The organism is Cetobacterium sp. 2G large, assembly GCF_014250655.1.
GTDB classification, from domain to species: domain Bacteria; phylum Fusobacteriota; class Fusobacteriia; order Fusobacteriales; family Fusobacteriaceae; genus Cetobacterium_A; species Cetobacterium_A somerae.
Genome location: NZ_JACHTH010000005.1, coordinates 1156564 through 1169915 on the forward strand (window position 1 = coordinate 1156564; position 13352 = coordinate 1169915).

At 28.5% G+C, this 13352-nt stretch carries 15 protein-coding genes; 8 read left to right on the forward strand and 7 right to left on the reverse strand.

All coding sequences use genetic code 11. The features are described 5' to 3' along the window. Positions 1 to 12 precede the first annotated feature (12 nt). Both H5J23_RS08370 and H5J23_RS08375 read right to left on the reverse strand, forming a co-directional pair. Complete coding sequence (locus H5J23_RS08370) at positions 13 to 423, reverse strand: SoxR reducing system RseC family protein (RefSeq protein WP_023051884.1); 411 nt, start codon at positions 421 to 423, stop codon at positions 13 to 15. A gap of 121 nt (positions 424 to 544) precedes the next feature. Then, complete coding sequence (locus H5J23_RS08375) at positions 545 to 757, reverse strand: hypothetical protein (RefSeq protein WP_023051883.1); 213 nt, start codon at positions 755 to 757, stop codon at positions 545 to 547. Between the two features lie 166 nt (positions 758 to 923). Here H5J23_RS08375 and H5J23_RS08380 point away from each other — a divergent pair, with 166 nt between their 5' ends. The 8 genes from H5J23_RS08380 to H5J23_RS08415 are packed head-to-tail and all read left to right on the forward strand — an operon-like array spanning position 924 to position 7869. Then, positions 924 to 1718: a TIGR00282 family metallophosphoesterase gene (locus tag H5J23_RS08380; protein ID WP_023051882.1), complete on the forward strand. Its 795-nt coding sequence runs from the start codon at positions 924 to 926 to the stop codon at positions 1716 to 1718. Between the two features lie 10 nt (positions 1719 to 1728). Beyond that, positions 1729 to 2658, forward strand: a complete 930-nt coding sequence (prmA, locus tag H5J23_RS08385) for a 50S ribosomal protein L11 methyltransferase (RefSeq protein ID WP_023051881.1) — start codon at positions 1729 to 1731, stop codon at positions 2656 to 2658. Positions 2659 to 2667: 9 nt separating this feature from the next. Further along, complete coding sequence (gene cmk / locus H5J23_RS08390; protein ID WP_023051880.1) at positions 2668 to 3330, forward strand: (d)CMP kinase; 663 nt, start codon at positions 2668 to 2670, stop codon at positions 3328 to 3330. A 3-nt stretch (positions 3331 to 3333) separates the two neighbouring features. Further along, a complete protein-coding gene (locus tag H5J23_RS08395) occupies positions 3334 to 4563 on the forward strand; it encodes a 3-deoxy-D-manno-octulosonic acid transferase (protein WP_185891746.1) in 1230 nt (409 codons plus the stop codon). After that, positions 4560 to 5261 carry a tRNA (guanosine(46)-N7)-methyltransferase TrmB gene (gene trmB / locus H5J23_RS08400; protein WP_023051878.1) on the forward strand — a complete coding sequence of 234 codons (702 nt, stop codon included), beginning with the start codon at positions 4560 to 4562 and terminating at the stop codon, positions 5259 to 5261. The genes H5J23_RS08395 and trmB overlap by 4 nt, the downstream gene beginning before the upstream one ends. A gap of 25 nt (positions 5262 to 5286) precedes the next feature. Then, entirely contained in the window at positions 5287 to 6567 is a 1281-nt protein-coding gene (locus tag H5J23_RS08405; RefSeq protein ID WP_023051877.1) for an adenylosuccinate synthase, read from the forward strand. A gap of 48 nt (positions 6568 to 6615) precedes the next feature. After that, positions 6616 to 7647, forward strand: a complete 1032-nt coding sequence (locus H5J23_RS08410) for an asparaginase (RefSeq protein WP_023051876.1) — start codon at positions 6616 to 6618, stop codon at positions 7645 to 7647. A gap of 9 nt (positions 7648 to 7656) precedes the next feature. Next, on the forward strand, positions 7657 to 7869 hold the full coding sequence (locus tag H5J23_RS08415) for a hypothetical protein (RefSeq protein WP_185891747.1): 213 nt from the start codon (positions 7657 to 7659) through the stop codon (positions 7867 to 7869). Between the two features lie 42 nt (positions 7870 to 7911). On the opposite strand, the gene tgt is transcribed toward H5J23_RS08415, so the two are convergent. From tgt to H5J23_RS08440, 5 genes are all read right to left on the reverse strand, one after another. After that, a complete protein-coding gene (tgt, locus tag H5J23_RS08420) occupies positions 7912 to 9078 on the reverse strand; it encodes a tRNA guanosine(34) transglycosylase Tgt (RefSeq protein WP_023051874.1) in 1167 nt (388 codons plus the stop codon). A 9-nt stretch (positions 9079 to 9087) separates the two neighbouring features. Further along, the gene (locus H5J23_RS08425; RefSeq protein WP_023051873.1) at positions 9088 to 11268 is read right to left on the reverse strand and encodes a bifunctional (p)ppGpp synthetase/guanosine-3',5'-bis(diphosphate) 3'-pyrophosphohydrolase; all 2181 of its coding nucleotides are present in this window, start codon (positions 11266 to 11268) and stop codon (positions 9088 to 9090) included. Between the two features lie 67 nt (positions 11269 to 11335). Further along, positions 11336 to 11848, reverse strand: coding sequence for an adenine phosphoribosyltransferase (locus H5J23_RS08430; RefSeq protein ID WP_023051872.1), 513 nt, complete (start codon positions 11846 to 11848; stop codon positions 11336 to 11338). 52 nt (positions 11849 to 11900) lie between these two features. Next, entirely contained in the window at positions 11901 to 12689 is a 789-nt protein-coding gene (locus H5J23_RS08435; RefSeq protein ID WP_185891749.1) for a tetratricopeptide repeat protein, read from the reverse strand. Continuing rightward, positions 12690 to 13349, reverse strand: a complete 660-nt coding sequence (locus H5J23_RS08440) for a DUF502 domain-containing protein (protein WP_023051870.1) — start codon at positions 13347 to 13349, stop codon at positions 12690 to 12692. Positions 13350 to 13352 lie beyond the last annotated feature (3 nt).

The window sequence follows — 13352 nt, forward strand, 5'->3', positions numbered from 1 at the left end:
TTATTCCCCCTGCTATCTCTTTTCTATATCTATTATCTTTACAGATTTTTCCATCTTATTTTTTACAACAAATTTATCATAAAAAAATATTCCTATAAAAGCTATCACTAACCCACTAAAACTTGCCCCAATACATTCTCCCTCTGATAATCCCATATTAGAAGCTATAAAATAAGTTAAAAACATAAATATCAGCGGTATTATATAAACTATTATTGCAGCTTTAAAAACTTGATTATCTTCCATTTCAAAAGTTATAATATCACCTATTTTAATATTATCTACATTAGATATAAATGTAAAATCATTTGCTATTTTAGCACTATCACTACATTTACTACAATGCGAGCAAGCACTCTCTTTATACATTGAAACTGTTACTTTACTTCCTACTATTTTTTTTACTAACCCACTACTTTTCATTCTTTGCTCCTCATTCAAATAGTTATAATGAATTATAACATATTTTTTTCTAGAAATTAAAGTAAATTTAAATAAAAAAAAGTATAGGAAAATCCTATACTTAGTTAATTTTAATTTTATATTATAATTTATCGTGTAATGTACCACCAACAGCACACTTACAACCCATTCCTACTTCTACACATTTGCTTGGATCAATATAAACTACATCCCAACCGTCATCTTCATCGTCACCATATCCAACTTCACCTATGAACATTAGCTCAAGACCTTTTGCTTTTAATTCCTCTTCACTTTGTCCTATTTTTTTTAAAAATTCTTCTTTAGTTAACATATGCGTCACTCCTAGTTTGTTATATTATCTGTCTCAATAATACACTATTTTTGTGTAGATGTCAACTTTCAATTTGTTTTTTTTAAAACTATTTTTTAAGTTTTAATTTTTAGTAAAAAATGTTATAATATTTTTTGGTAATACAAATATAGAAATGAGGTAAATAATGAAAGTTTTAGTTGTAGGTGACGTTGTTGGAAATCCAGGTAGAAAAACTCTAAAGGCATACCTTGATAAGTATAAAAGTAATTACGATTTTATTATCGTTAATGGTGAAAATGCTGCCGCTGGATTTGGAATAACTGCAAAACTTTGTGATGAGATTTTAGATTGGGGAGTAAATGTTATAACAAGTGGAAATCACATTTGGGATAAAAAAGAAATTTATGACTATTTAGATAGATCTAACAGAGTTCTACGTCCACATAATTATCCTAATGGTGTTCCTGGAACTGGATATACAATTTTAAAAGATAAAAAAGGAAATAAAATAGCTGTGGTTTCTCTTCAAGGAAGAGTTTTCATGCCACCAATTGATTGTCCATTTACAGTGGCAAATCCATTAATAGAAGAGATTAGAAAAGAATGTAAACATATTATTATAGATTTTCATGCTGAAGCAACATCAGAAAAATTAGCTTTAGCAAACTATTTAGATGGAAAAGTTTCTGTTGTTTACGGAACACATACACATGTACAAACTGCTGATAATAAAATCCTTCTTGAAGGCACTGGTTATATAAGTGATGTTGGGATGACAGGATCAGACAATGGAATAATTGGAATGAATAAAGAATCTATTATTCCTAAATTTTTAACTGCTTTGCCTCAAAAGTTTGAGATAGCAGAAGGAAAAGAAAGAATAAATGGTTTAGATATCGAATTAGATGATGAAACTGGTGAATGTATAAAAATAGAAAGAATCAACCTTTCTCTTATTGAGTTAGGAATATTTAATTAGGAAGGTTTTTATGAAAGTTGTTGAAATAAAAGTTATATTTGATAGTGATAGTATTGAGGATACTCAAAAAGAGATTTGTGATATATTTTATGGATTTGGAGCTACTGGTTTAAAAATTGATGAACCTTTAAAAACGAAAAATCCTTTAGATTTTTATAAAGATGAAAAGCAATTTTTAATGGTAGATTATGCTGTTTCAGCATATTTTCCAATGAATCCATATTCTCAAAGAAGAAACGATTTAATAAAAGCTGCCTTTGAGGAAAAATTTAATGATAGAGATGATGTTGTTTTTACAATTGATTTTTATGAATATGATGAGGAAGACTATCAAAACAGTTGGAAAAAATATCTATATCCTGAAAAAGTTAGTGAAAAGTTTGTTGTTAAACCAACTTGGAGAGAATATGAACCTGAGGAAAATGAATTAGTTATTGAATTAGATCCTGGAAGAGCTTTTGGTACTGGATCGCATCCAACAACATCTCTTTGTTTAAAAATCATGGAAGAGAATATAAAGCCTGGAAATTCTGTTATCGATGTAGGAACTGGATCTGGAATATTGATGATTGCAGCTGAAAAGTTAGGAGCTACTGATATTTATGGTACTGATATCGATGAGCTAGCTGTTGAAGCTACTAAGGAAAATCTTGAGTTAAATAAAATTTCTTCTGATACTGCTGAAGTTTATTTAGGAGATTTAATCTCAGTTGTTAAAGATAAGCAATTTGATGTTGTAGTAGCAAATATTCTAGCTGATGTTATTCTTTTACTTTTAAAAGATATTTTTAAAGTTGTTAAAAAAGATGGATTAATTATCTTTTCAGGTATTATAGAAGACAAGCTTCCTGAAATAGTTAAACAGGTTGAGGAGAAAGGACTTGAAATACTAGAAATAAAAAGAGATAAAGAGTGGAGAGCTCTTCTTATTAAAGCTTAGGAGGATTAAATGAAAAACTATATTATTGCTTTAGATGGTCCAGCTGGAAGCGGAAAAAGTACTATTGCTAAAGTTATAGCTAAAAATTTTGGCCTAACATATCTTGATACAGGAGCTATGTATAGAATGGTAGCTCTTTATATCCTTGAAAATAATATTGATTTCAATAATGTAGCTGATGTAGAAAATATTTTAAATAATATTAAAGTTGATATTATAGATGATAAATTTATATTAAATGGTAAGGATGTTTCTTTAGAAATTAGAACACCTGAAGTTACTAAAATTGTTTCTCCAGTATCTGCTATCAAAGCTGTTAGAGTTAAATTAGTAGATTTACAAAGAGAGATTAGTAAAGGAAAAAAAGTTATTTTAGATGGAAGAGATATTGGAACAGTTGTTTTTCCAAATGCTGATTTAAAAATATTTTTAGTTGCTTCTCCTGAAGAAAGAGCTAAAAGAAGAGTTAAAGATTACGCATCAAAAGGGATTACAGAAGATTTTGAAACTGTTTTAAAAGATATTTTAGAAAGAGACCATACTGATTCTACAAGAAAAGAAAGTCCTTTAAAGAAAGCCGAAGATGCTATCGAAGTTGATACTAGTTTTCTTAACATTGAAGAAAGTGTTCAAACAATATCTAACTTAATTAAAGAGAAAATCGGAGGGTAAACTATGTTTTACAATCTACTGAGAGGATTTTTATATCCTTTCCTCTTTATTTTTTTGCTTTTTAAACCTAAAAAATTGAAATTTGTTTTTCAAAGACTTTTTCAAGATTTGTCAACTCTAGAAAAAAAAGCAAAATATATATGGATTCATTGCTCATCTGTGGGAGAAATCAATCTTATAGACGCATTGGTAAAAAAACTAAAAAATGATTTCAACGAAAATATTTTACTTACAGTTTTTACTGATACGGGTTATGAAATAGCTATGAATAAATACTCAAAAGATGATAGAATATCTATATTAAGATTTCCATTAGATGATATTTTTATACTAAAAAAAATATTCAATTATATTCAAGTTTCTAAAATAATTTTAATAGAAACTGAAATTTGGCCTAACTTTATAAACTTAGGTTCAAAGTATTCAAAAATATTTATTGTTAATGGCAGAATTTCAAATAAAAGTTTTCCTAGATACAAAAAAATTTCTTGGATTATAAAACCTCTTTTTTCTAAAATATCTGGATTTTTTATGCAATCTCAAGAAGATAAAAATCGAATAATTCTTTTAGGTGCTGATAAAAACAAAGTATTTGTAACTGGTAATCTAAAATTTGATATTTCTTTTGAAACATTTTCTTCTGAAGATATGTCAAATTTAAAAAGATTTATAAAAAGTGATACACGAAAAATCTTTGTTGCTGGTAGTACTAGACAAGGAGAAGATTCTATTCTTATAGATGTTTTTAAAGAACTTAAAAATACACTTCTTATTATTGTCCCACGACATTTAGAAAGAGTTCCTGAAATTGAAACTTTAGTAAAAAATTCAAATTTAACATATAAAAAATTAACTGATTTAGAATTAAATCCATCTTCAGAAGAGTTTCAAATACTTATTGTTGATAAAATGGGTGTTCTCAGAAAATTCTATTCTATTGCTGATGTTGTATTTGTTGGTGGAACACTAGTTAATGTTGGTGGTCATAGTTTACTAGAGCCACTATTTTATGGAAAATCTCCAATTTTTGGCCCATATTTACAAAATGTTAAAGATATATCTAAAGATATTTTAAATCTTAATATTGGATATAAAATTAACAATAAAGAGGAGTTTTTAAATACTATTAATCTCTTAGAAACAAAACCTGTTTCTGAGGATAAAATAAAAGCATTTTTCAAAAGCAATCAAAATGCTGCTGAAAAAACGATTAAATTTATGGAGGAAGAATGAAAGAAAGATTAGAAGACACTCTATGGAAACACTTCTTCACAAATCCTAGAACTAATTATAATCCATACATGGTTAAATTAGTAGAATATCCTAATCACATTATCTATGATAGTGAAATTATGGACTCTTATAGAGGAAATTGGAACCAAAAAGCTTTTGGAAACAATAATCCTGTATATCTTGAAATAGGATCTGGAAGTGGGAACTTTGCAGTTGGAATGGCTGCTAAATATCCAGAGAGAAATCACTTAGCTCTTGAAATAAGATTTAAAAGATTAGTTTTATCTGCTACTAAAGCCGTTAAAAGAAATCTTAATAATGTTGTTTTCTTAAGAAGACGTGGTGAAGATATTACAAAATTTATAGGAAATGAAGAGATTGAAGGACTTTACATTAATTTCCCTGACCCTTGGGAGGGAAATGAAAAAAATAGAATACTTCAACCTAAACTTTTCGAACTTCTTGATGTTATAATGAAAGTTGATGGAACTTTATTTTTTAAAACAGACCATGATCAATATTATTCAGATGTTCTTGAATTTGCTAAAGATTTAAAAAACTATGAAGTAGTTTATCATACACCTGATTTACATAACAGCCCTAAAGCTGCTGATAATATCAGAACAGAGTTTGAAGATTTATTTATATGTAAACATAACAAAAATATCAACTATATTGAAATAAAAAAAATCAAATAACGAAATAATACATGGAGGTATTTAAATGGCAGGATATGTTGTAGTTGGAACTCAATGGGGAGACGAAGGAAAAGGAAAAATAATTGACGTTCTTGGAGATAGAGCTGATTACGTTGTTAGATTCCAAGGTGGAAATAATGCTGGACACACAGTTGTTGTTAATGGAGAGAAATTTATACTTCATTTATTACCATCTGGTATGTTACATGGACAAGGTAAATGTATCATCGGACCAGGAGTTGTTGTTGATCCTAAAGTTCTTTTAAAAGAACTTGATACATTAGAAGCTAAAGGAGCTAAAGTTGATCACCTATTTATAAGTGATAGAGCTCATCTTATTATGCCTTACCACATTCAATTAGATATCTTAAAAGAAGAGAGAAGTGGAGATAACAAAATTGGAACTACAAAAAGAGGAATTGGACCTTGTTACTCTGATAAATTTTCAAGAGTTGGAATTAGAGCTGTTGAATTATTAGATATGGAGCTATTTGCTAAGAAATTACAAATGAATTTAGAAGAGAAAAATGAACTTTTCACTAAAATCTATGATGCTCCTACTATGAAGTTTGAAGATATTTTTGAAGAGTACAGAGGATATGCTGAAAGATTAAAGCATAGAATTATTGATGCTACTCCTGAAATTAACAAAGCTTTAGATGATGACAAATTCGTTTTATTTGAAGGAGCTCAAGCTATGATGCTAGATATTAACTATGGAACATACCCATACGTTACTTCATCATCTCCTACAAGTGGAGGAGTTACTACTGGTGTTGGAGTTTCTCCTAGAAAAATCGATAGAATAATTGGAGTTATGAAAGCTTATACAACTAGAGTTGGAGAAGGACCTTTCGTTACTGAGTTAAATAATGATTTAGGAGAAAAAATCAGACAAATTGGTGGAGAGTTTGGAGCTACAACTGGAAGACCAAGAAGATGTGGATGGTTAGATCTTGTTGTTGGTAAGTATGCTGTTGATATAAACGGATTAACTGACGTTGTAATAACAAAAATCGATGTTTTAAGCGGATTAGACACTTTAAAAATTTGTACTGGATACGAAATCGATGGAAAAGTTTATACAACTGTACCTGCTGCTACAGAAAAATTAGCTTATGCTAAACCAATTTATGAAGAGTTACCTGGATGGACAGAGGATATCTCTAATATGAAAGATTACAATGAGTTACCTGAGAACTGTAAAAAATACCTTGCTAGAGTTGAAGAGTATTTAGGATGTCAAATAACTGTTGTTTCTGTTGGTCCTGATAGAAGTCAAAACATATTCTTAAAAGATATATAAGAAATCAATCCCCTAGTTTACTAGGGGATTAATTTTAGGAGGAGCTAAATGTTAGAAAAAATTCTTATCATAAATACTGGGGGCACTATTGGTATGGTCAACAGCGAGGAAAATAATCCTAATAGTCCTTTAAGACCTGCTAAAAATTGGTTTGAAGTAGCTAAAAATCATCCTATTTTAGAAAGATTTCCTGCTGACTACTGTCAAATTTCAACTTTAATTGATTCTTCAGATATGAATCCTGAAATTTGGATTGATATTGTTAAAATTATAGAAAAAAATTATTATGACTACAGAGGATTTGTAATTTTACATGGAACTGATACTATGGCTTTTACAGCTTCAGCTCTATCTTTTATGCTTAAAAATCTTGATAAACCTGTGGTTTTAACTGGGTCTCAAGTTCCTTTAGTTACACCAAGAAGTGATGCACTTCAAAATTTAATTACATCTATTCAAATTGCAGGTAATAGAATATACGGTGTTAAAAGTATACCTGAAGTTACAATCTGTTTTAGAGATGAGTTATTGAGAGGAAATCGAGCTAGAAAAATTGATGCTACAAATTATTTTGGGTTTGCTTCACCAAATTATAGAGCTTTGGGAGAGATTGGATGTGAAATTAAAATTCATGATAAAAAGGTTTTAGATATGCCTAAAAATGAGTTTTATACAGATTCTTCTATCAATAGTAATATACTTATTGTTGAGATTTTCCCTGGAATGAATCCTCAATATATAAAAACACTTGTAGAATCTCATTCTGAAATAAAGGGAGTTATTTTAAAAACTTATGGAAATGGTAATGCTCCAACTACTGATAATTTTGTTTCAGCTTTAAAATCTATTATTGATTCAGGAGTTGTTGTTGTTAATATTACTCAATGTGCAACTGGTGCTGTCAAAATGGGATTATATGAAGCTAGTAGCGCATTAAAAAGTATTGGAGTAATCAGCGGTGGAGATATGACTCCAGAAGCAGCCATAACCAAGTTAATGTATTTATTAGGAAAAAATCTTCCTATTGAAGAAATTAAAGTTTTTATGGAATCTGATTTATGTGGTGAAATAACTGTTTGAAGGAGTGCTATGAACAAAAATCTTTGGAAAAATAATAAAAATGGTAAACTTTATGAAGTTTTAAATTATAATATATTAAATTGTACTAATGAACAAGATGGACAAATTATGTATCTATACAGAGTTTTTTCTGAAGAAGTTCTAGATTCAGAAGGAAATGAAAAACTTTTTGTTAGATCTGAAGATGAGTTTAAAACTAAGTTTACAAAATATAGTTTATAATTTAAATAGAGAAAAAGCTGACTTAAAAAAGTCAGCTTTTTTTTATTTATCAAATTTTATTGGTTTTATCCAATCACTATTTTTTCCCATAGCATAGTTTTTTTCAAATTCAGCTTTAAATTCATTAAATCTTTTCTCTTTTATAGCAGTTCTTGAATCTTTCATTAATTTTAATAAGAAATATAAATTATGGTATGTTGCTAATCTTCCACCTAATATTTCTTGAGCTTTAAATAAGTGTCTTATATAACCTCTTGTATAATTCCTACATACATAGCAATCACATCCCTCATCTAAAGGTCTAGTGTCTTCAGAATATGAAGCATTTTTTACAACAAGTCTTCCATATTTTGTAAATATTGTTCCGTGTCTTCCAATTCTACTTGGTTGTACACAATCCATCATATCTATTCCTGATGCTACAGCTTCTAGCATATCTAAAGGTTCTCCTACTCCCATTAAATATCTTGGTTTATCTTCAGGTAACTTCTCAACTATATAATCTAATACTCTATACATATCCTCTCTAGGTTCACCAACAGCTAAACCTCCAACAGCATATCCAGAGAAGTATTCATCCATTTCACTTAATTCAGATAAACTTTTATCTCTTAAATCTTCATAAATTCCACCTTGAACTATTGCAAATAAACCTTGCTCATCTGGTCTTTTGTGTGCTTCTACACATCTTTTTGCCCATCTTGTAGTTCTTTCAATAGATGGAATAAGGTACTCTTTTGATGACATTCCTGGTGGGCACTCATCAAATAACATAACTATATCTGATCCTAAATTATTTTGAATATTTATTGATTTTTCTGGAGAAATAAAGTGTTTAGAACCATCTAAATGTGATCTAAAATAAACTCCCTCTTCCTTAATATTTCTTAAATCACCTAAACTAAATACTTGGAATCCACCACTATCTGTTAAAATAGGTTTTTTCCAATTCATAAATTTATGTAATCCACCAAATTTAGCAACTAACTCATCACCTGGTCTTAAATACAAGTGATACGTGTTTCCTAAAATTATTTCAGCTCCCATTTCCTCTAACTCTTCTGGAGTCATTCCTTTTACTGTGGCTTGAGTTCCAACAGGCATAAACACAGGCGTTTCAATCTCTCCATGAGGAGTTGTTATTTTTCCTGTTCTCGCTTTTCCATCTTTATCGTATAATTCATACGTTACTGGTAACTTTTTACTCATTTCTTTCTCCTATCTTTCTACTGACATTACATCTTTTATTTTTAATAGATGACTAACTAATTGTTTATACTCATCTTTATTATTTAACTCAACCGTCACTTTTATAATTGCAATTGTATCTAATCCCTTTTTTATATTATGAGAGTTTAAAGATAATACATTTATTTTATGGTTTGAAATCATTGTTACAACATCCATAAGTATATTTTGTCTATCTATAGCTTTTATTGTAAAAGCAAAAGTATATCTATTTTTTTTCGAAGGTGCTTCTAAAAGTCTCTCATCCCAATTAACATCTATAACTCTTGCAGGATCATGGTTAACCATTGAAATATAATTTGGACAATCTTTTCTATGAATTGCAATTCCTGTTAATTTTGTTACATATCCACCTATATCGTCTCCAGGAAGAGGTGTACAACATCTTGCAAATCTTATTAAAGTATTTTCTGTCCCATCAATTATAATTCCTTGATCATCCTTTTTTGCTGATTTTTTCTTTATAGGCTCTTTAATAAAATCTTCTAGATTACTTTCTATATACGCTTTACTTTTTTCTTGCTCTATCTTTAATTTAGCAACAACTACATCTACTTTACTTTTTGTCTCTCCCATATGGAAATAGAAATCACTCATTGTTGGTATATTATGTTTCTCTAAATGCTTTTTTAGAATTGGGCTATCTTCAAACTCTTTTAAAGTCATTCCTAATTTTCCAACTTCTTTTTCGATAAGCTCTTTTCCAACTTTAATATTTTCATCAAGTTTTTGGTCTTTTAACCATTTTTTTATTTTACTTTTTGCACTTTGTGTAGCTACAATATCTAACCAATCATTTCCAGGTCCTCTACCAGTTTTAGATGTAATAACTTCTACTCTATCACCATTATTTAATTTGTAATCCAATGGAACTATTTTTCCATTAACTTTTGCACCTACACACTTTATCCCAATCTCTGTATGAATATTAAAAGCAAAATCTATTGGTGTAGCACCTTGGGCTAACTCAATAACATCTCCTTTTGGAGAAAATACAAATACCGTCTCTTTTACTATATCTCCAGTTACTTCTTTAATAAATTCTTCAGTATTTTCTGCACCTTGATTTAACTCTACAATATTTCTAAGCCATCCATAAACTTGATCTTTTTTACTTATTTTTTTATTTTCTTTATAACTCCAATGAGCTGCAACTCCCTCTTCAGCTACTCTATCCATATCTTCAGTTCTAATTTGAATCTCAACAAATTTTCCCAAAGGTCCTACAATTGTTGTATGAATTGATTGATAGTTATTTGATTTAGGAACTGCTATATAATCCTTAAATCTTCCAGGAACAGGTCTGTAATTACTATGTATAACTCCTAAAGTATTGTAACATTCTGCTTCTGTATTTAAAATAATTCTAATACCTATTAAATCATAAATTCCATCAAAATCTTTGCCTTTTTCAAACATTTTTTTATAAATACTATAAAAATGTTTAAATCTTCCCTTAACTTTTGCATATATTTGTACTTCATTTAACAAACGAGTTATATTATTTACCATCTCTTCTAAATATTTTTTTCTCTCGTCTTTTTTTTCATCAATTAATGCTTTTATATCTTTATATTTTTCTGGTTCTAAATAATGTAAAGACATATCCTCTAATTCCCACTTTATCTTTGCTATACCTAATCTATGAGCTAAAGGGGCATATATAGAAAGAGTTTCTTGAGCAATTCTTTTTTGTTTTTCTGGTGGCATAAACTTTAAAGTCCTCATATTATGAAGTCTATCTGCCAATTTTATAATAATAACTCTAACATCTTTTGCCATTGCTATTATCATTTTTCTAATATTTTCATCCTGTTTTTTAGTTCCATTAGGTAAATGGTCTAATTTCGTAACTCCATCTACAAGATGGGCAACTTCGTCTCCAAAGTTATACTTTATATCTGCTATAGTTATCAGTGTATCTTCAACTATATCATGAAGTATTCCCGCTATTATTCCCTCTGTATCCATCTTCATATCTATTAATATTTTGGTTACTTCTACAGGATGTATTATATAGCTGTCACCAGATTTTCTGTATTGTCCTATATGGCATTCTTCTGCAAAAAAGAAAGCCATTCTGATCTTTTCTTTGTCCACTTTTAAATTGTGCTTATCTATTTCACTTTCTATTTCTTGCCAATATTTCATAATACACCTCTTTTTTAATAATCCTATACAAATAAGGCGACACTAGTTTGTGCCGCCTTAAAAGTTATTAATACTTCATTAAAGTTAATACTGGATAACCTTCTAATTTCTCTTTACCTTTTAAGTCTTCTAGTTCAATTAAAAATGCTAATCCTGCTACTACTCCACCTAATTCTTCTATTAATTTTACAGTAGCTTCTATAGTTCCTCCAGTTGCTAATAAATCATCAACTATTAATACTCTTTGTCCAGGTTTTACAGAATCTTTATGCATACATAAAACATTTGAACCGTATTCTAAATCATATGCATACTCGATTACCTCTCTTGGTAATTTTCCTGGTTTTCTAACTGGAGCAAATCCAACTCCTAAAGCATAAGATACTGGACATCCAAATATAAATCCTCTTGCTTCTGGTCCTACAACTAAATCTATATTGTGTTCCTTTGCAAACTCTACAACTTTATCTGTTGCATATTTATATGCTTCACCATTTCCCATTAGCGGAGTTATATCTCTAAATTTTATTCCCGGTTTTGGATAATCCTCTACTAATGCTACATATTTTTTTAAATCCATTTAATTCCTCCTAAATATTACTCTTTTAAAAATTTATCATAAATTATCTATACTAATTGAAAATTAAATTTAAAGCTTCTTTTTCCTTTACTTTATCTCCATTTTTATAGTATATGTTTATTAATTTTTCTACTACTTCTTTATCAATATCATTATAAGTTAAATAATTCTTTAAAACTCTTTCTGAATAATCATCTTTATCTAAAGATAAACTATAAAAATTTGATAATTTTATTGTATTAACTTTATTATATTTAATTTTATTTTCGATTTTTAAATATGAATCTTTCTTTAAACTATCTACTCTTTTTAAATTATTTAAATATGAATCAAAAAACAAACTATTATTAAATATTTCATCATCCTCTACATATTCATAATACTTTAAAGAATTTAAATAGTTCCCATTCAAAAACTCTATATATCCTAAAATAAAATAATCTTGATCATTCATAAAATCTTTAGACACACTTTTTAAATACTTAGAACTTTTACCATAATCTCTTTTTTCAAAATTTAAATAACCTAAATTCTTCAAAGTTAAATTATCTTTAGGATTAAGTGCCAAAGATCTATTTAAATCTTTTTCTGCTTGAACTATATTCCCAAGTTGCCCTTCAATTATTGCTTTTTCTCTTAGTGCTACACTATTTTTACTATTAATCTTTAGTATTTCCTCATATATTTCTAACGCTTCACTTTTTTTACCTAAAGAATATAAGTTAGCTCCCTTAAGTAATAGATACTTTTCATTTTTTGTTTCAAGATTTTTCGTTGTCTTTACTACCTCACTATTGCTACAACCAATTAGTACAAAAACTAAAAAAAGATATTTCCACATTTAGTTCTCCTTTTTATTATTTGGTGGTAATATTACTCCTCCTGAAATTATAAGCTTTATTGCGTCATCTACTTTTAAATCTAAAACTCTTACTTCTGATTTTTTTAAAACTATGAACATCCCTGAAGTAGGATTTGGTGATGTCGGTAAAAATACATTACACATCTCCTCACCAGTTACCTCTTCTACAAAATGATTACTATCTGAAGTCATAAATCCGATACTATAAATCCCATGTCTAGGATATTCAAACATCACAACTTTTTGGTATGATTTTTGTCTATCTGATGCAAATAGAGATATTATTTGAGTTATTGTACTATATATCTGACTAAATAATGGTATTTTTACTAAAAGATTGTTTAAAAAAGCTCCAATTTTTTTAAATAAAAATACTCTCATAGCTGTTCCTATAGCTATTAATAATAATATCAAAGTTACAAAAGATAAAACATTTATAAGTATTTGAGTATATAAATGAAGATCTTGTTCTTTTCCTAATCCAGTTTGTAAAACAATCTTTCTTATTGCTACTGTTAAAACAGAATCTTGCAATAAGTTTAAGAAAATTTGAAATATCCAGTTAAAAATATATACTGTAATAACTATAGGTAATATAGCAATTAGCCCACTATAAAAACTGGCTTTTACTCTTTTCATCTT